The sequence below is a fragment of the Methylomonas sp. Kb3 genome, assembly GCF_002834115.1.
GTDB lineage: Bacteria > Pseudomonadota > Gammaproteobacteria > Methylococcales > Methylomonadaceae > Methylomonas > Methylomonas defluvii.
The window spans coordinates 43,551-61,266 of the sequence record NZ_PIZT01000069.1 but is presented as its reverse complement, the minus strand read 5'-3'; the positions used below and the strand labels follow the sequence as shown (position 1 = coordinate 61,266).

17 protein-coding genes are annotated in these 17,716 nt (G+C 53.3%); 9 read left to right on the top strand and 8 right to left on the bottom strand.

Going from position 1 to position 17,716, the window contains the following annotated elements; genetic code table 11:
- Positions 1-2: 2 nt before the first annotated feature.
- Together CWO84_RS21500 and CWO84_RS21495 are read right to left on the bottom strand one after the other, a co-directional pair.
- Positions 3-923, bottom strand: a complete 921-nt coding sequence (locus CWO84_RS21500) for a response regulator (RefSeq protein ID WP_101055137.1) — start codon at positions 921-923, stop codon at positions 3-5.
- 7 nt (positions 924-930) lie between these two features.
- The gene (locus tag CWO84_RS21495; RefSeq protein WP_033155397.1) at positions 931-2,031 is read right to left on the bottom strand and encodes a two-component system response regulator; all 1,101 of its coding nucleotides are present in this window, start codon (positions 2,029-2,031) and stop codon (positions 931-933) included.
- Between the two features lie 283 nt (positions 2,032-2,314).
- Between CWO84_RS21495 and tgt the strand changes: the two genes are divergently transcribed.
- A complete protein-coding gene (tgt, locus tag CWO84_RS21490; protein ID WP_225893118.1) occupies positions 2,315-3,439 on the top strand; it encodes a tRNA guanosine(34) transglycosylase Tgt in 1,125 nt (374 codons plus the stop codon).
- Positions 3,440-3,510: 71 nt separating this feature from the next.
- On the opposite strand, the gene lpxB is transcribed toward tgt, so the two are convergent.
- From lpxB to CWO84_RS21475, 3 genes are all read right to left on the bottom strand, one after another.
- A complete protein-coding gene (gene lpxB, locus CWO84_RS21485; RefSeq protein WP_101055136.1) occupies positions 3,511-4,662 on the bottom strand; it encodes a lipid-A-disaccharide synthase in 1,152 nt (383 codons plus the stop codon).
- Between the two features lie 61 nt (positions 4,663-4,723).
- On the bottom strand, positions 4,724-5,821 hold the full coding sequence (locus tag CWO84_RS21480; protein WP_101055134.1) for a DegT/DnrJ/EryC1/StrS family aminotransferase: 1,098 nt from the start codon (positions 5,819-5,821) through the stop codon (positions 4,724-4,726).
- A 12-nt stretch (positions 5,822-5,833) separates the two neighbouring features.
- Complete coding sequence (locus CWO84_RS21475; RefSeq protein WP_101055132.1) at positions 5,834-6,772, bottom strand: Gfo/Idh/MocA family oxidoreductase; 939 nt, start codon at positions 6,770-6,772, stop codon at positions 5,834-5,836.
- A gap of 371 nt (positions 6,773-7,143) precedes the next feature.
- Here CWO84_RS21475 and CWO84_RS21470 point away from each other — a divergent pair, with 371 nt between their 5' ends.
- The 4 genes from CWO84_RS21470 to CWO84_RS21455 are packed head-to-tail and all read left to right on the top strand — an operon-like array spanning position 7,144 to position 11,344.
- Positions 7,144-8,610: a hypothetical protein gene (locus tag CWO84_RS21470; protein WP_101055130.1), complete on the top strand. Its 1,467-nt coding sequence runs from the start codon at positions 7,144-7,146 to the stop codon at positions 8,608-8,610.
- A gap of 2 nt (positions 8,611-8,612) precedes the next feature.
- Positions 8,613-9,119: a cytochrome c3 family protein gene (locus CWO84_RS21465; RefSeq protein ID WP_033155403.1), complete on the top strand. Its 507-nt coding sequence runs from the start codon at positions 8,613-8,615 to the stop codon at positions 9,117-9,119.
- Positions 9,120-9,130: 11 nt separating this feature from the next.
- Positions 9,131-9,712: a hypothetical protein gene (locus CWO84_RS21460; RefSeq protein WP_101055128.1), complete on the top strand. Its 582-nt coding sequence runs from the start codon at positions 9,131-9,133 to the stop codon at positions 9,710-9,712.
- 15 nt (positions 9,713-9,727) lie between these two features.
- A complete protein-coding gene (locus CWO84_RS21455; RefSeq protein WP_101055126.1) occupies positions 9,728-11,344 on the top strand; it encodes a methyl-accepting chemotaxis protein in 1,617 nt (538 codons plus the stop codon).
- Between the two features lie 44 nt (positions 11,345-11,388).
- Here CWO84_RS21455 and CWO84_RS21450 read toward each other — a convergent pair whose 3' ends face one another.
- From CWO84_RS21450 to CWO84_RS21440, 3 genes are all read right to left on the bottom strand, one after another.
- On the bottom strand, positions 11,389-11,946 hold the full coding sequence (locus tag CWO84_RS21450; RefSeq protein ID WP_101055124.1) for a Uma2 family endonuclease: 558 nt from the start codon (positions 11,944-11,946) through the stop codon (positions 11,389-11,391).
- A 9-nt stretch (positions 11,947-11,955) separates the two neighbouring features.
- Positions 11,956-14,205: a heavy metal translocating P-type ATPase gene (locus CWO84_RS21445; RefSeq protein ID WP_101055122.1), complete on the bottom strand. Its 2,250-nt coding sequence runs from the start codon at positions 14,203-14,205 to the stop codon at positions 11,956-11,958.
- Between the two features lie 66 nt (positions 14,206-14,271).
- Positions 14,272-14,481: a heavy-metal-associated domain-containing protein gene (locus CWO84_RS21440; protein WP_033155407.1), complete on the bottom strand. Its 210-nt coding sequence runs from the start codon at positions 14,479-14,481 to the stop codon at positions 14,272-14,274.
- A 120-nt stretch (positions 14,482-14,601) separates the two neighbouring features.
- On the opposite strand from CWO84_RS21440, the gene CWO84_RS21435 reads away from it, so the two are divergent.
- The 4 genes from CWO84_RS21435 to mutM are packed head-to-tail and all read left to right on the top strand — an operon-like array spanning position 14,602 to position 17,716.
- A complete protein-coding gene (locus CWO84_RS21435; protein ID WP_020485445.1) occupies positions 14,602-15,807 on the top strand; it encodes an HDOD domain-containing protein in 1,206 nt (401 codons plus the stop codon).
- 24 nt (positions 15,808-15,831) lie between these two features.
- Positions 15,832-16,269: a rhodanese-like domain-containing protein gene (locus CWO84_RS21430; RefSeq protein ID WP_033155408.1), complete on the top strand. Its 438-nt coding sequence runs from the start codon at positions 15,832-15,834 to the stop codon at positions 16,267-16,269.
- A gap of 1 nt (position 16,270) precedes the next feature.
- Positions 16,271-16,894, top strand: coding sequence for a high frequency lysogenization protein HflD (gene hflD, locus CWO84_RS21425; RefSeq protein WP_020485443.1), 624 nt, complete (start codon positions 16,271-16,273; stop codon positions 16,892-16,894).
- A 6-nt stretch (positions 16,895-16,900) separates the two neighbouring features.
- On the top strand, positions 16,901-17,716 hold the full coding sequence (mutM, locus tag CWO84_RS21420; protein ID WP_033155409.1) for a bifunctional DNA-formamidopyrimidine glycosylase/DNA-(apurinic or apyrimidinic site) lyase: 816 nt from the start codon (positions 16,901-16,903) through the stop codon (positions 17,714-17,716).

Genomic DNA, 17,716 nt, shown 5'->3' with positions numbered 1-17,716 from the left:
AATTAATGGTCGAAGCCGTACAAAAAGGACACGCCGTTGACCACAGCAGTTACCGTGTTGCCGTTACCTTGATATTCCAGACGATCAAAGCTCATCAATCTGGCCATCGCGATACCGCGGCCATGCAAATCGAACACCCGTTCCGGGGAAAAATCCAGGAAGTCTTGCCAATCGAAACCATCTCCCTGGTCTTGAATGGTGAACACCAGCTTATCCGGCAAACGCTGGAAATGCACAGTAACAAAACGCCGGCTGAATTTCGGGAGTGTCAAACGTCTTTGAATTTCCTCCAGCCAGACTCCCGCCAGCATCAGTTCGCCTTTTTCCGCATAAGAAACCCCCAGATTACCGTGCTCGACCGCATTGACCATCAACTCCTGCAAACCCTGGACGACGCGCTCCGGCTCCGGACAGGATTGGGCTAAACAATGACTCAACACCTTGGCTTCATCGAGATCGCGAAAACGAAATACGGCGGATTGCACTAGTGCCAAAGGGCGCCCGGCGCGATTGGCTGTTTCGGACATTTCCTGCAACTCACGGCGTTGTTGCAGTGCGGCATTGATCACGGCGATCAAGATTTCCGGTTGAATCGGTTTGGTCAGATAGTAATAAGCCCCCTGACTAAGCCCTTCCTGGATGCTTCGTTTGTCGCTGCGGGCGGTCTGCAGAATCACTGGTATGGCAGCCAAGACCCGATCTCCCTTGATCAATCGCAGTAATTCCATACCGTTCATCCCCGGCAAGCCCCGGTCCAACAGCACCAGGTCGTAGCCCATCCGGTCGTGCTGCAATGTTTCCCAGGCAATGCAGCCATTTGCGCAAACCGTCACCTGAAAGCCCTCGGCAGCGAGTAAATCCCGAATGATGATGGCGATGATTTCCTCGTCTTCAACCAACAATATACGAGCGTGTTGCGTCATGACTCATTTACTCCGGAATTGAATCGAGATGGCGTTGGGCAATAGCGCAGAATGAATCGAAATCGGCTAAAAATGCATCGGCTATGTCCGGATCAAAGTGGCGACCACGTCCCTCAGCAATAATAGTCTTGACTTCAGCAAAAGCCATGGGCTCTTTGTAAACGCGCCGGGAAATTAAAGCGTCGAATACATCCGCCAGCGCCATAATCCGCGCGGAAACCGGAATGGCATCGCCGGCCAACGCCTCCGGATAGCCGCTGCCATCCCATTTCTCATGGTGCCAATGCGCGATTTCCTTCGCCAAAATCAGAAACTCCACCGAGCGCGTCGCATCGCGTTCGGCCATTTCTATCGCATCGCTGCCCAATTTGGCATGGGTCTTCATCACCGCCCATTCTTCGGGAGTGAGTTTACCCGGCTTTTGCAGGATCGCGTCCGGTATCCCGACTTTGCCAATATCGTGTAGCGGCGCAGAGCGTGTCAGCAATTCGATGTAATGATCGGTCAATGTCGCGAAAAAACGCGGATGGCTCTGCAATGCAAGCGCCAAATGCTGTACGTAACCTTGGGTGCGCAAGATGTGGTTGCCGGTTTCCGGATCGCGAATTTCCGCCAGATGCGCCAAGGCGCGAATGCTGACTTTTTGAATCAACTCGTTTTCGCTCATCCGTTTCGCTATTTCCATTTCCAAGTAGGTGTTTTCGTCGCGCAACCAATCTCTGGCCTGCTTTAACTCCAACTGGGTGCGGATCCGCGCTAAAACGATGGGCGGCAGAATGGGTTTGGTAATGTAATCGACCGCGCCGACATCCAATCCATGCAGCTCGGACTCCATGCTGTCCATCGCCGTGACGAATATCACCGGAATCGTGCGCGTAATAGGATCGGCGCGCAGATGCTCAAAGACTTGGTAACCGTCCATGCCCGGCATCATCACGTCAAGCAAAATCAAGTCCGGATAAGGCTGATTGGCGGCCATCTGCAAGGCTCTTTGCCCGGAGGTAGCGACGCGCACGCGGTATTGCGGTTGCAGTAATTCGCTGATGACGGTGAGATTTTCCGGGGAATCATCGACTACCAAAATGGTTTTGCTTTTAGTATCCAACATACTTCCCCCGAGAACGGCCGATTATTGTTGTTATGGCCTGAAGAAAATTCATCAATTTTGCTAGTTTACATAGTGAAATGAACAATATCCGGATAATAAACGGAATTACCAAACCTGAGGTATTTCGATAGAAAAGCTGCGGCAAGTGCCTCAAATTTATAACACAATCCGACACCAACAAGTTTTCTCAGGGGACAAAAGCCGCCACGCTCGCCTGTTGAACTCAAAACGACAACTCCACTGGCTTGCGGAACGAAAAGGACCGATAATTCCGCCTTTTTTCATTTGCCGGATTTGCATGGAATTCAAACTCAAAGCCACCGATGGTCACGCCCGCCGCGGTCAACTGACTTTTGCCCGCGGCGTGGTGGAAACCCCCATCTTCATGCCGGTCGGCACCTACGGCGCGGTAAAATCGCTAACCCCGGAAGATTTAAACGCACTAGGTGCACAAATCATTCTCGGCAATACCTTTCATTTGCTGCTGCGACCCGGTATGGAGGTGATGAAAGCCCACGGCGACCTGCACGACTTCATGCGCTGGCAAAAGCCTATTCTGACCGACTCGGGCGGTTTTCAGGTATTCAGCCTGGGCGCGTTGCGAAAAATCAGCGAACAAGGCGTGACATTCAAATCGCCGGTCAACGGCAGCAAAATCTTCATGGGCCCGGAAGAATCGATGCAGGTGCAGCGCGATCTAGGGTCGGATATCGTGATGATTTTTGATGAATGTACCCCATACCCGGCCACCTATCAAGAAGCCGCTGACTCCATGCGCTTGTCCTTGCGTTGGGCTGAACGCAGCAAGCGTGCGCATGAAGGTAACTCGTCTGCATTGTTTGGTATTGTGCAAGGCGGCATGTATCCGCAATTGCGCGAAGAATCGATAGCCGGGTTGACCGACATCGGCTTTGACGGCTATGCCATCGGCGGCTTGTCGGTCGGCGAGCCCAAGCACGAAATGCTGGCGACACTGGATGCGATCCACCAGAAAATGCCGGTGGACAAACCCCGTTACTTGATGGGCGTCGGCACCCCGGAAGATCTGGTGGAAGGTGTTAGGCGCGGTATCGATATGTTCGATTGCGTGATGCCGACCCGCAACGCCCGCAACGGCCATTTATTCACCCGCCACGGCGTGATCAAAATCCGCAACCAGCAATACCAATTTGATACCCGACCCTTGGACGAAGATTGCAGTTGCTACACCTGCCGAAACTACTCGCGCTCTTATCTAAAACACTTGGACAAGTGCAAAGAAATGCTGGGCTCCAGGCTCAACACCATCCACAATCTGCACTATTACCTGGAGTTGATGCAAGGTTTGCGGGACGCGATTGACGGGCAGACTTTCGATGAATTTGTTGCGGCGTTTTACGACCAACGCGGCAGCCGCGGATCGGTTTAAAAGCCGCCGTTACGTTTCAAAATACGGTGGTTTGCCGGCAAGCCGCCGGATGCTTTACCCGTGTTGAGCGGCTAAGCACCGCCCAACATCTCTAAGGCCAGTTGCGCCATATTTTTTGAGCCGCCGCCATCGCCGAGTTGGTGTTTGACGGCCTGCAACGCCGCTAGACAATTTTGCCGATAATCCCCGTCGTCCAACAGTTGCAGAATCTCGGCCGCCAAATTTTCCGGCGTCAGTTGTTCCTGGATCAATTCCTTGACGATGGTCTTGCCGGCAATGATATTCGGCAGCCCGATAAATGGAATTTTTACCAAGCGCTTACCCAGCCAATAGCTAAACGCCGCCAGCCGATACACAATCACCATCGGCACGCCGAGTAAGGCAATTTCCAGCGAGGCGGTGCCGGAAGTAGTCATCACCGCATCGCAGCATTGGATGACATCATAAGGCTGCTGTTTGATTACCTTAACGGCTAGCGAAGTGTTTACGAAATGCGCAGCCAATGCCGCATCGCTGATCGAATCGGCTTGCGGTAAGACAAACTGCAATTCCGGCCGCTGCGCGGCCAAACTAGCCGCCGCTGCCAACATCACCGGCAGGATACGTTTGATCTCGTTGCCGCGGCTGCCAGGGAGTATGCCGACGACAGGCCGATGGGGGTCCAGGCCGAACAACTCGAAATCCTCGGAGCGACTGCCCTGCGGATGGACTTTATCTACCGAGGGATGGCCCACATAACGGACCGGGACATTTTCGGCTTCGTAATAGCGGGTCTCGAACGGAAAAATCACCGCCATCATGTCGATGGCCTTGCCGTAGGTCACCACCCTGCCCGGCCGCCAAGCCCAAACTTGCGGACTGACGTAAAACAACACCTTCACGCCTTGGCTTTTTGCAAAGCGCGCCAGCTTGAGGTTGAACTCTTTGTAATCGACGCAAACCAGCAAATCCGGTTTTTCATCGCGAATGATCTGTTTCAGTAAATTCAATGCGCGGCGGATCTCGCCGTAGTGCTTCAAAATTTCCACCAAACCGATCACGCCGATGCCGGCCGAGTCGTAGCGCACGTCGATACCGGCCTGGCGCATTTTGCTGCCGCCCATGCCGATGCCGCGAATCGACGGACAACGCTGTTTCAGTTCCAGGAACATATTGGCGGCGTGTTGATCGCCGGAGGATTCGCCGGCGCTAAACAGCACCGTGTAGGCAGATTGATTGGTCATTTGGGAATAGTTGGTGGGCTGCGCGGTGCTTAGCCCACCCTACATTAATGCGTTTTGGAATTTACGCTTGGAAAACGCCGCGAATCACTTCGACAATTTGCTTGACGGTATCGTCGCTCAGATTGGAACAAATCGGTAAAGAGAAGCAACGCGCCGCAACCGACTCGGTAACTGGCAGGGAAAGGCCTGCGCACTCTTCTTTAAACACATTCTGTTGATGCAGCGGTACCGGATAGTAAACGGCACAACCAATCTTCTGCTCTTGCAAGGCTTTCATGACCTCGTCGCGGCGGTCGGACAACAAGGTGTATTGATGATAGACATGCACACCAATGCCGTCTTCATAAGGCGTAGTCAAGGGCAAATCGGCCATCAGATCAGAATACAAATGCGCGGCATGGCGACGAGCGGCATTGTATTGATCGATGCGTTTTAACTTAGCGCGCAACACCACGGCCTGTAGCTCGTCCAGCCGGCTGTTGTAGCCTATCACGTCGTGGTAGTAGCGCACGTCCGACCCGTGATTGCGGTATTGCTTGATCTTGGCCGCCGTCGCGTCGGAATCGGTCGTCACCAAGCCGCCGTCGCCGAAGCAGCCCAGGTTCTTGCTGGGAAAGAAACTAAAACCGGCTGCATTGCCGAAACTACCGGTTTGCTTGTTGTAGACGGTCGCGCCGAAGGATTGCGCGCAATCCTCGATCAGTTTCAAATCATGTTTTTCGCAAATGGCTTTGATGGCCGGCAAATCGGCAGGTTGGCCGAACAGATGCACCGGCATCACCGCCTTAGTTTTGGCTGTGATGGCTTTTTCGATATTTTCCGGGGTGATATTGAACGTGCCCGGATCGATGTCGACAAACACCGGCTTGGCGCCGACGTATTTGATTGCTTCTGCGGTGGCGATAAAAGTAAATGCGCTGGTAATGACTTCGTCGCCCGCGCCTATGCCTTCCGCCAATAAGGCTAAATGCAATGCATCGGTACCGGACGCGCAACCGATGGCATGTTTAACGCCCAGGTAGGCAGCGGCTTCTTTTTCAAAAGCCTGCACATTCGGCCCCAGGATAAACGCGCAATTGTTAAGGGTTTCGGTGAAACCGCCGACGATTTCATCTTGAATTTCCGCATACTGCGCTTGCAGATTGACCATGGGGATCATAGTGTCAGCCCTTTATCGATGGGTTAAAAATTTGGTGATTTCTATTGCGGTAGCCAGGGCTTTGCGGCCCGCTTCGCCGGGAACCAGCGGATTTTCGCCGGTCTTGATGCAATTGACAAAATGTTTAATCTCATCAAGCAAGGCATCGCCGCTTTCGAATACCGATTCCTCGGTGACGATTTCCGGAATACCGGGGAACATTTCTTTATCGCCGGTTCTATGTTTAATCAAAACCCGATTCTGAAAATCCACGGAAATATAGGAACAAGGACGGAACATGCGCATCTTGCGTTCCATTTTCATGCTGATGCGGCTGGCGGTGACGTTCGCCACGCAACCGTTTTTAAAGGTTATGCGGGCATTGGCGATGTCGGTACCTTGGGTTAATACGGCGGTGCCGCTGGCATCGATTTTTTCCACTTCCGAATCGACCAGCGCCATGATGATGTCGATGTCGTGAATCATTAAATCCAGCACCACGCTCACGTCATTAGCGCGCGGATTGAACGGCGACAAGCGGTGCGACTCGATAAACAGCGGTTTGTCTTCCATTTTCTCCAAACCGCGTACGGCCGGGTTGAAGCGTTCCAAATGCCCGACCTGCAGAATGACGTTCTTTTCCTTGGCAATCGCGATCAGCTCATCGGCTTCTTCCACGGTAACGGTGATCGGCTTTTCCACCAGTACATGCGCACCGGCATTCAGAAAGTCTTTGGACACGCTGTGATGGTAGCTGGTGGGCACCACAACACTCACCGCATCGACTTTGCCGAGTAAATCATGGTAATTCGTCAACGCTTGAGCGCCGTTTTTTTCGGCAACTTGTTGCGCCGCCTCGGCATTGATGTCAACCACCGCCACCAACTCGCAATCCTTTAACGATGCGTATTTTTCCGCATGAAATTTTCCTAAATATCCGGCACCTATCACGGCACATTTCAGTTTATTCATAAACGACCTAAGCTTGATTCGCGGTTTCCCAGCCTTTGACAGACGCGCGCCGGGCATAAAACCGTTCATTGTAACATCAGATTCTGTGTTGAATAAGCCGCACCAGCATTCGCAAACGGATCGGCGAATGGTTAACCCGGCCCTTAGATACCATTCGCCTTTATGCCCTTGAGAGTACTGAGTCTATCGAAGGACAAACCACTCCAGGCTTTGACGACCTCAGCTCAAACGAGGCGCCAGGGATAAGTTGAGCCCGTTGAATAAGGCCAGCCCCATGCATCAACTTGAAATGCCTACAAAAGCAACTAACCTTGCCTCGATACGAAGATTCTGAAAAAAATGTAGTCCTAAGCTTACACACAGAGACAGTTATGCATCCAAGAAACCAGCGAATAGCTATCGCCCTGCTCAGCCTGGCAGCCCACGCCAACGCGCATGCCACCGCTGCGGAAGACGAACATATCCGCCAGATTGTGCAAGGCGTGCTGAAGGAAAAGGACCAGAAAATCGAACAACTGGAAGCCCGTATCAAACAACTGGAACAAGAAAGAAGCGGCGCTGTAGCGGCAGCGCCGAGCCCGGCAGTCGCTAAGGCCGGCGAACCCGCCCCGGCACCGGTGAAAACGGCTGCGAACGGCAAACCTGAGCCAACCGTGGACACCAAACTCCAGGCCCTGGACAAAAAAATTGCCGCATTAAAAGAAGCGGCCGAAGCCAACGGCCTGCAAATGAGCGGTTTTTTCGACATCAACGCCAAAACCGGCAACTCTACTGACCAGACCTTTAGCGTCGGCTCGGTGGAGTTGGACCTGGACTATGTACACGACGACCATTTCGGCGCCAGCTCGGCTTTAGTGTTATGCGGCAACTCATCCAACGCCGACTATGGTGCGCCCGGTGCGGTATTCTGCGGTAACAGCGGCCCCGGCGCGCTGAGTGGCGGCAGCACAATGGCCGGTATCGCCGTCGCGCTGGTCGACTACCATATGTTTAATGATCGTATTCCGCCGCGCGGCCGGATTTTCAATAACAAAGGCCTGCACATCCAGGCCGGCCGTTTCGACTTACCGTTCGGCAACGATTACCAAAACTTCGCTAACAAAGACCGCATCACTGTTACCGCACCGTTGACCACCTCCCGCATGCAGCTGGGCGGTTACAATGCCGACGGCATTCGTTCCTACGGTGCCTGGGATATATTCAACTACTCGGTATTCTGGACCGACGCACTGTACGCCAATGACGGCCATACCGTCGGCGGCCGGGTGGGCCTGGCTATGGGGCAAAATACCTACAAAATCCACAACACCAATCCGGAAGGTATCGAAATCGGTGTCTCCCATCTGAGCGAGTTCGATGGCGAAAACCGCATCCGCAATACCGTTTACGGCGCGGACCTGAGTATCGGCTACGGCATGTGGCGTTTACAAAACGAATTCATGCTGCTGAATGCGCATCAACAGGTGTTTTTGGAACAAGACGCGGATGGCAACCCACTGCCTGTCATCATCCCAGATCCAAACACCAGCCCGTTCGGCAAGGGCCACCAATTGGGCTACCACTCCACGCTGACCGTGGATTTGGAAAGCCTGAGCAAACAGCCCATTGTGGTGTTCGCCCGCTACAGCCGCTGGCAGCCTTCGCAAGACCTTGGCTTGGACTTTGATGGCAGCACCGTGGCGATCAACGATCTCTCCATGCTTAGCCTCGGGTTTAACTACAAATTCAGCGATCATTTACGGGTCAAATTTGAATACAACGATTCGCTGGGCACCGAAACCGCCGAGCGTTATTTCGACAGAAAACTGGGCATAGCCCAAATCGTCATGTCTTTCTAATCATGAACAAGCTCCTATACAAATGCTTATTGGCCGGCGGCACCGGCGCACTTTTGCTGTTGTTCGTCAGTGGCGCGCATACCGCCGACGACAATCCGCACCTCATTTCCAAGCAATCGCCGCAAGCCGGGTGTAGTAATTGCCATACGACGACGCCGGAAATCAAAGAGGACGGCATTTTACACAGCAAAAATATATCAGCCGATCAAACCACCTTTAGCAAGGACGGCGTGGCCATGTGCTCCTCGTGCCATAATCCGAACCAAGGCCACAAAGTGGGTTTGAATATCGACTTTCCGGTACCCGCCGACTTGCCGCTTAACGAGGAAAACGACATTACCTGTCTGACCTGCCACTACACGCACGGCAAGCTGGATAGCGACCGGCCGCAAGCCAGCCACAGCTTCATGGATAAACTGATGAACGCCGAAAGGCTGAAAAAAAGCTTTTTACTCCGCCGTAACAACAGCGACGGCGAGCTCTGTTTAACTTGTCACAACGTCAACTAAGGTTCCTGAAAATGAACAATACCGTTACCAAACGTCGCCAAATTTTTATCAAAAGGGATTTTCAAGGCCGTTTCATCCTCGGCGCTTTTGCACTGATATTGCTGGCCGGATTATGTTCGGCCCTACTGATTTATTGGATGACCGGCGGCGATCTGCAGGCTCAATCCCAGTCGGCGCACGCCAATATCGTTAATGCGGCGGAACGCCTGGGCGTATCGATTTTAATCGGCAACTTGGTGGCTATTTTGGTTGCCGGCGGCATTGCGGTGAGCACCGTTCTTTACGCCTCGCATAAAATCGCCGGGCCCTTATATCGCTTCGAAACACTCTGCCAAGAGGTCGGCGACGGCAAGCTTGATACCGTCACGCACTTGCGAGAAAACGATCAGCTACAGGATTTGGCGCTGTCGTTTTCGAATATGGTTGCCAAACTACGCAACCGCCGCGAGCATCGCGCACGCTTAATTGCCGAACTCAACCGGCAGATCGGTTTGTACGCCTTAAACAACGGCGACGCCCTGTCAGAAGCCCAACACCATGCCGTTGCGGCAATGACGGCGTTGGTGACTGATTTAGAAAAACTTGAAAAATAATTACCCAAAAACCTCATGTTTAAAAATATCTCAATCAAATCTTCGCTGATCTTAATTGCTTCCGCTTTGGCATTTGCCAATCTGCTGTTTGTGTTGTCGCTGTGGCATGCATTTCAGTCCATAGACGACAACTTGCAAGCAGCAGCGCAAAAACAAAACACCTCGGACTATTTGTCTCATGTGCGTTTTCATGTCGTGCAGATTCAACAATTTCTGACCGACGTCGGCGCGACGCATGATGATGGCGGCTTTGCCGAAGCCAAAGAAAACCTGGACGCCGCATTGTTAAATCTGGACAAAGCCGAACAATCTCACCCGGCATTGCACGCGCAAGTCGAAACATTGAAGCGGAAAATTCAAGTAATGCACGATGCCGGCGTAAAGATGGCTTGGGATTACATTAAGTTGGGCACCGAGGCGGGCACCGTTACCATGAAGGCGCCGGGCTCAGGTCTTGACGACACAGCTGCCACGCTGACCGAAGAATTAATCAGAATTACCGAGCAACTTGATCGGGAGCTTGCCCTCGCCAAACAACAATTAAGTTCGTCTTTGCACGATTACAGCCTATCGCGTATTGCGTTTTCCATCGGGTTGCTACTGTTTGTGACGGTCTGTTTGAGCATGCTTTATTTCAAAATAGAGCCGCCACTGACCGAGCTGCAAAAATCGCTGTATCTGCTTAGACAGGGCGGCGGCGATTTGACCCGGCGCATTCCGCACGAAGGCAATGACGAAGTCGGCATTATCGTCACCCAGTTCAACGAATTTTTAAGCGTGTTACATAGCCTGATGCGGCAAGTGGCGACGGAATCCAAACAGTTGAACACTGCCTCGAACCGCTTGAGCCAAATGTCCGAGCGGGTACAAGAGGATATTTTGAAACAGCAGATGGGCACGGATCAGGTCGCGGCAACGGTAACGGAACTATCCGCGACAGTGACGGAAGTGTCCAACAACACGGCTAACGCCGCGCAAACGGCGCAGAAAAGCAGCGTGGCCGCCAACCACGGCAAGGCGGTGGTGACCAATACGGTGCAATCGATTCATGCGCTGTCTAACAATATCGACAGGGCCAGCACCGTAATCGGTAATGTCGAGCAAAACTGCGTGAATGTCAGCTCGGTGCTGGATGTGATTCAGAGCATCGCCGATCAGACTAATTTATTGGCGCTCAATGCGGCGATTGAGGCCGCCAGAGCCGGCGAACAAGGCCGTGGTTTTGCGGTAGTGGCGGACGAGGTGCGGACACTGGCCAGCCGAACCCAGGATTCCACGCATGAAATTCAAGCGATGATAGAGCGCTTGCAGCAAGGCTCGCGGGAAGCGGTGAAAGCCATGTCGGAAAGCCGAAATCAGGCTAAGGAGACCGTTGAAGTCATCGAAAGTACCGGCGAGTTGCTGGATAATATCTCAAGCATGGTGGCGCAAATTTCCACGATGAATACGCATATTTCCGACGCGGTGAAAGAACAAAAAATCGTCGTCGAGCACATTAATCAAAACATCAATTCGATTAATGACGTCACCATCAACAACTCGAAGGACGCCGAGCAAACCGCGCAAGAAGCCCATCATTTGCAAAAAATCGCCGGTAATTTACACACCACGATTTCCCAATTCAAACTATAAGCCACCCAGCGCGCTATTCGGTTTGCCTGCAAGCCAATAGCGCCTTACAACTCAAAAACCTCCGCCAAGGGCAAAATCAACTCCGACAAACTCAACAGGGGCAAATCTTCCTCAACCCCAAAAACGTCGGCATTGGCATAGCGACCGTCTGCGCCCAGAAAAAAACGCTGAACATAATTTTCCAACGGGTCGATGACCACATATTCCCTCACGCCGGCACGCTCGTAGAGCGCTTTTTTTTCCCGCATATCCTTCAGCGCCGTGCTGGGGGATAAAACCTCTACCACCAAATCCGGCGCCCCGTGTATGGCTTTTTCGCCGATCTTTTCCGGGTTGCAGACCACTAACAAATCCGGTTGCACCACGTCATGCTCGGAGAGAATGACGTCCACAGGGGCGATGAAAGGCTTGCAGGGCTTACCTTTTAAAAATTGTTCCATCCGGCTAAAAACACGTCCAGCAACCGTCTGATGTTTGATGCTGGGTGCGGGACTCATATTGTAAGGAACGCCGTCGATTAACTCCCAGCGCTCGTCGTCCGGCCATCCCGTATAGTCGGCGATACTGAAGGTTTGTACCGACGCTTTAGGCACGCTATTCATTCTTCGCCCCTACTGAACATCCAGCTTAATCCAGCGCAAACGATTGGCGTTACTGACGACCGTGACCGATGACATGGCCATGGCCGCGCCGGCAATCATTGGGTTGAGTAACAAGCCAAATAACGGATACAGCAAACCGGCCGCGACCGGAATGCCGATAGTGTTGTAGAAAAATGCACCCAACAGGTTTTGCTTGATATTGGCAACCGTCAATGTCGACAGCGCCATTGCCTCGGACACCTTCAATAAGGAGCCTTGCAGCAACACAATGTCGGCGCTTTCGATAGCCACGTCGGTGCCGGTGCCAATCGCAAAACCGACATCCGCTTGCGCCAGGGCCGGCGCGTCGTTGATACCGTCACCGACCATGCCGACAATTTCGCCTTGCTGTTGCAAGGCTTTTACCACGGCGGCTTTGTCTTGTGGCAAGACTTGCGCTCGGACTTCGCTGATTCCGGCTTGCGCCGCTATCGCTTGCGCGGTGATCTCGTTGTCGCCCGTCACCATCAGCACGCGGATACCCTGCTTCCGTAATTGCCGTACCGCTGCGGCGGAATCGGGTTTAATCGGGTCTGCGACCGACACGATGCCAACCACCGAATTTTCGACGGCCAAAAACATTGGTGTCTGGCCTTTTGCCGCCAACTCGGCCATTTTATCGCGATGCTTGCTATCGTCGATGCCATGTTCCGCTAGCAACGCGGCATTGCCGAACAAACATTGCCGATCCGCGATGCGGCCGGCGATACCGTGCCCGGCCACGGCCTGAAATTTTCTGACCTTCTCCAACTTAAGCTGTTTTTGTTCGGCAGCCGCCAGTATCGCTGCGGCCAAGGGATGTTCGGACCCCGATTCCAGACTGGCGGCATACTGCAACACCTGGACTTCGTCGACATCGCCAAAAGCGATCACTTCAGCCAGACTGGGCTTACCGGCAGTGACGGTGCCGGTCTTATCCAGAATCAGGCAAGTCAACTTGCCGGCGCTTTGCAAGGCTTCGCCTTTGCGGATCAATATACCGATTTGCGCGGCACGACCGACCGCGACCATCACCGAAATCGGCGTAGCCAAACCCAATGCGCACGGGCAAGCAATTACCAACACCGTCATCGATGTGACAAACGCATAACCCAGAGCCGGGTCTGGGCCAATACTCAACCAGATTAAAAAAGTCAGTACCGATATGCCCACCACGGTGGGGACAAATACCGCGGAAATCTTGTCCGCCAGTTTGGCAATCGCCGGTTTGCTGTTCTGCGCTTGCCGCACGCTTTGAATAATCTGCGCCAAAGCGGTATCGCGGCCAATGCGGGTCGCGCTAAATAAAAAACTGCCTTGCTGATTGATGGTGCCGGCGGCGACACTGGCACCTTCCATTTTCTCAACCGGCATCGATTCGCCGGTCAGCATGGATTCGTCGATAGTGGAATGTCCTTCCAACACCACACCGTCCACGGCGATTTTTTCGCCGGGTCTAACCCGCAAGGTTTCACCAAGACCGACTTGCTCAATAGGAATATCGATCTCTTGTCCCTCTCGCACCACCCGAGCGGTACGGGGTTGCAAACCGATCAGCGCGCGTATCGCCGCCGAGGTTTTACCCCGCGCCCGAGTTTCCAGCGCACTGCCCAGATTGATGAACGCCAAGATCACCGCCGAGGCCTCGAAGTAGGCATGAGCGGACAGTGAAGGCAGCTGGCCGGAGTAATCAATGACGATACAGGAGTACAACCACGCCGAGCCGGTACCCAGCGCGATCAAGGTATCCATATTGGCCTGCTTGACCAGCAGCAATTTAAGCGCGCTATGAAAAAAATGTCCGCCGGAATAAAACATCACCGCCAGCGTCAGCAAGGCCACTTCGGACCAAAACACCGTGCCGGCGGCACTACCCATCGCCGGAAACAAGTCCAGATGCGCGCCCGCCATTAAGGGCAGGCCCAATACACCGGCCACGCCTGCCTTGCGCAGCAAATCGCGATAACGCTCTTCTTCCTGCTTTTCCTCTTCGCTCGGGTCTTCCAACCCTTCCATCACCGCCGCATCGTAGCCGGCGGATTTCAAGGCCTGCTTCATGGCTTGATGGTCCGGATTGCCGCCGACAGTGGCGGAGTGATCGGCAAAATTGACGGCAACGGACTCGACCCCCGGTACCGATTGCAAGGCTGTTTCCACCGCGCTGACGCAACCGGCGCAACGCATGCCGAGTATGGAAAGGCGTATTTCCTGTTGCTGATTAGTCGATTGCTCTAAAGTCATGATGAGGATTCCCGAGTAATACCGTTTTGATCTGCGCCCAAAAGCGGACGGCCGCCGATGCGGGCTTTATTCGACCTTGAAACCGGCGTCGGTGATAACGTCTTCGATTTCATCCAAGTCGGTTTGCGCCGGATCAAATTCGACTTCAACCCGCTTGTCTTTGTGCGAAGCCTGCACCGTTACCACACCGGCGATGGCCGACACTTTACTGACGATGCTGTTCTCGCAACCGCCGCATTTCATACCGCTTACTGTCAATGACGCTGATTCGGACATATAAATCTCCATATGATTGAAATTGAGACTGGCCGGCCATTCTCGACTTAAACTATTTGAACATGGTATAAGGCGCGACCTATTCTCATGATAGTGCAATGATCGGGAGCCCGTAAATAAATGACAGATTTTCTGATTGGCAGACAGCAAATCCTGGACCGCCATCTGGACACTTTCGCCTACGAGATTTTATTCAGAGGCAAGGATTTCGATCTCAGTTTGAAAGATGGTGCCGCCAACGCCACTAATCAAGTCATCACCGATACGCTGTTGGAAATCGGCCTGAACGAACTGGTCGGCCCGCACAAAGCCTTCATTAATTTCACCACGCAAAACATACTCGACAAAACGCCGCTGCATTTGCCCAAAGAGCGCATCGTCATTGAAGTGCTGGAAAGCGTGGCTATCGATGACAACATCGTCGCCAACCTGAAAGAATTATCGCAACTGGGCTACACCATCGCTCTGGACGACTTCGTCTTGTCACCGGAGTGGCTGCCCTTGCTGGAATTTGCCGACATTATCAAGCTGGATGTGATGGCCGACGGCCTGGAGGGCACCCGGCAACTGATCGAACAGCTAAAACCCTACAAACTCAAATTGCTGGCGGAAAAAGTCGAAACACATCAGGAATTTGAAACCTTGCGCGAATGGGGCTGCGAGCTGTTTCAAGGGTTTTTCTTCAGCAAACCGAATATCGTGGAGGGCAAGCGGTTAGGGGTCAGCCAAACGGCAGCCATCCAATTGTTGTCCACCGTGAATAAAGCGGATGCCAGTTTCGCGGAAATAGGCAAGATTATCTCGCAAGACGTCGGGATGAGTTTTAAGTTGCTGCATTATTTAAATTCCGCATTTTTTAGCCTCCCGCAAAAAATAGAATCCATTCAGCATGCCATTGCCTGCCTGGGGCTGGTCGAGATCAAGCGCTGGGTCAATATTCTGGCCTTATCGTCTATGTCCGGCAAACCGTCCTCGGTGCTGCAAAACGTGCTGATCCGCGCCAAAATGTGCGAATTGATAGCGCGAGAACTTAAAGACGATCAGGAGCATTATTTTTTAATTGGTATGCTGTCGGGTTTGGACAGCTTGCTGGACATGCCGGCGACCAAAGTATTGGAACAATTGCCGCTGGCGGAAGATGTCGACGATGCCATTTTGAAATATCGCGGCAACGCCGGCGAAGCGTTACAATTCTGCATCGCCTACGAGCGCTGGGAGCCGGGCCTTAGCACCTTTCGTGATATAAATCCCGAGCGTATCGCCAACATCTATCTGGAGAGCATAGATTGGTGGGCGACGCGCATTTTACCTTTCTTGGCAGCTTGAGCCATCTACCCTACCGACATCATCATGAAATTGAGACTGACTTTATTCTGGCTAGGCTGTCTGTTCGCGGCCCATCTTTACGCCACCGAACTAGGCGTGGTCACGGCGGAACAACTGCTAAGCATGCAGCAAAACCACAATGCGCTGGTCGTGGATGTACGTACCGCGCCGGAATGGCAAGCCACCGGCGTCATCGCCAACAGCCAGAAACTGGAATCGTTTGACAGCAACGGCCACTTCGACCAAGAGAAATGGTTAGCCAACCTGGAAAAACTGAAATCGTCGCCGGACCAACCCGTTATTTTGGTCTGTCGTTCCGGGAATCGTAGCGGCAAGATCGGCCAAATCCTCACCGAGCAACTGGGCATGAAAAATGTCTATCATTTATCCAATGGTATCCAGTCATGGATCAAAGACGGCCACCCGGTTAAAGCCGATTGTTTGACTACAGCTTGTAAGTAATATGTCCCTGAACACGCTCAGTAACCAAACCATCGCGCTGGCCGGCATCGCCCAGGCCTGCTCCTTGGTGCATCAGCTTGCCGGCACCGGCACTTGCCCAAACGCGGCGCTGGAAGCCAGCATCGCCAGTCTGCTGAAAATCGACGCAGACAGCGTGGTCGATGTCTACGGCGGCTTGATCGGTGTCGAACACGGCTTACAACAGCTTACGACGCAACTCGGCAGCCGGGTGCTGGCCAGCCCGGAGCAAGCCCGTTACGCCGCGCAGATCGTCTATTTGCAAAAACAACTGATCAAGCAGCCGGATATGCAAAACACCATACAGGCTGGTGTCAGTAAGGCCCAGGCTCAAGCCGAACATTTCGGCATACTGCATGAAAATGTGCTGGCCAATCTGGCCGACGTGTATCACAGCACGATCAGTACCCTGCAGCCACGAATCATGGTACAAGGCGACCAGCAATATCTGGGTAATCAAAGTACTGTAAACAAAATTCGCGCTTTGCTGTTGGCAGGCATTCGCGCCACTTTATTGTGGCGGCAATGCGGCGGCAGCCGTTGGAAGTTATTGTTCTTCCGCAAAAAAATCCAGGACGAAGCCAAGTTTCTACTCACCCAAATCTGAGCAATCATGCCGGAATTACCCGAGGTTGAAACCAGTCGGCGCGGCATCGCCCCGCATATTACCGGCAAAACCTTTAAAGCCGTGATTGTGCGTCACCCGCAGTTGCGTTGGCCGGTTCCCGAGTCCCTGACCATCGATTTGCCGGGCCAGCGTCTGGACGCTGTCGAACGGCGCGGCAAATATTTATTACTCGGTACGGGGCGCGGCACGCTGATCCTGCATCTGGGCATGTCGGGGAATCTGCGCATCACCACACCCGAGCAAACGCTGCGCAAGCACGACCACATCGACTTCATTTTTGCCGACGATACGGTACTGCGCTTTAACGATCAGCGGCGCTTCGGCGCGGCCTTGTGGACTGCCGAAGATCCGATGTTGCATCCCTTGCTGGCCACGCTGGGGCCTGAACCGCTCTCCGCGGCATTCGACGCTAACTATTTGCGGCAGCGGGCGGTAAACCGCGCGGTGCCGATCAAATCATTGATTATGGACAGCCATGTCGTGGTGGGCGTGGGGAATATTTATGCCAGCGAAGCCTTGTTCTTAGCAGGCGTACAGCCGATGCGCTGCGCCGGAGAACTGGATACGCCGGCGTGCGAAGCGTTGGTGGCGGCGATCAAAACCGTATTGCAACAAGCCATCGATAAAGGCGGCACCACGTTGCGCGACTTTAGCAATGCCGAGGGCAAACCCGGTTATTTCAAACAATCGTTAAATGTGTACGGTCGTGGCGGACAAGCCTGCCTGCGCTGCGAGGAACCAATTCAGCAACTCAAAATCGGCCAACGCGCCAGCTACTATTGCCGCAATTGCCAACACTAA

Bases quoted from the DNA above. Each gene is read 5' to 3' on its own strand.
- CWO84_RS21465 (WP_033155403.1), top strand. From the start codon at position 8,613: ATGAACAAGCTCCTATACAAATGCTTATTGGCCGGCGGCACCGGCGCA.
- CWO84_RS21435 (WP_020485445.1), top strand. From the start codon at position 14,602: ATGACAGATTTTCTGATTGGCAGACAGCAAATCCTGGACCGCCATCTG.
- mutM (WP_033155409.1), top strand. From the start codon at position 16,901: ATGCCGGAATTACCCGAGGTTGAAACCAGTCGGCGCGGCATCGCCCCG.
- lpxB (WP_101055136.1), bottom strand. From the start codon at position 4,662: ATGACCAATCAATCTGCCTACACGGTGCTGTTTAGCGCCGGCGAATCC.
- CWO84_RS21495 (WP_033155397.1), bottom strand. From the start codon at position 2,031: ATGTTGGATACTAAAAGCAAAACCATTTTGGTAGTCGATGATTCCCCG.
- CWO84_RS21450 (WP_101055124.1), bottom strand. From the start codon at position 11,946: ATGAATAGCGTGCCTAAAGCGTCGGTACAAACCTTCAGTATCGCCGAC.
- CWO84_RS21500 (WP_101055137.1), bottom strand. From the start codon at position 923: ATGACGCAACACGCTCGTATATTGTTGGTTGAAGACGAGGAAATCATC.
- CWO84_RS21470 (WP_101055130.1), top strand. From the start codon at position 7,144: ATGCATCCAAGAAACCAGCGAATAGCTATCGCCCTGCTCAGCCTGGCA.
- CWO84_RS21455 (WP_101055126.1), top strand. From the start codon at position 9,728: ATGTTTAAAAATATCTCAATCAAATCTTCGCTGATCTTAATTGCTTCC.
- CWO84_RS21445 (WP_101055122.1), bottom strand. From the start codon at position 14,205: ATGACTTTAGAGCAATCGACTAATCAGCAACAGGAAATACGCCTTTCC.
- CWO84_RS21460 (WP_101055128.1), top strand. From the start codon at position 9,131: ATGAACAATACCGTTACCAAACGTCGCCAAATTTTTATCAAAAGGGAT.
- CWO84_RS21475 (WP_101055132.1), bottom strand. From the start codon at position 6,772: ATGAATAAACTGAAATGTGCCGTGATAGGTGCCGGATATTTAGGAAAA.
- CWO84_RS21430 (WP_033155408.1), top strand. From the start codon at position 15,832: ATGAAATTGAGACTGACTTTATTCTGGCTAGGCTGTCTGTTCGCGGCC.
- CWO84_RS21440 (WP_033155407.1), bottom strand. From the start codon at position 14,481: ATGTCCGAATCAGCGTCATTGACAGTAAGCGGTATGAAATGCGGCGGT.
- CWO84_RS21480 (WP_101055134.1), bottom strand. From the start codon at position 5,821: ATGATCCCCATGGTCAATCTGCAAGCGCAGTATGCGGAAATTCAAGAT.
- hflD (WP_020485443.1), top strand. From the start codon at position 16,271: ATGTCCCTGAACACGCTCAGTAACCAAACCATCGCGCTGGCCGGCATC.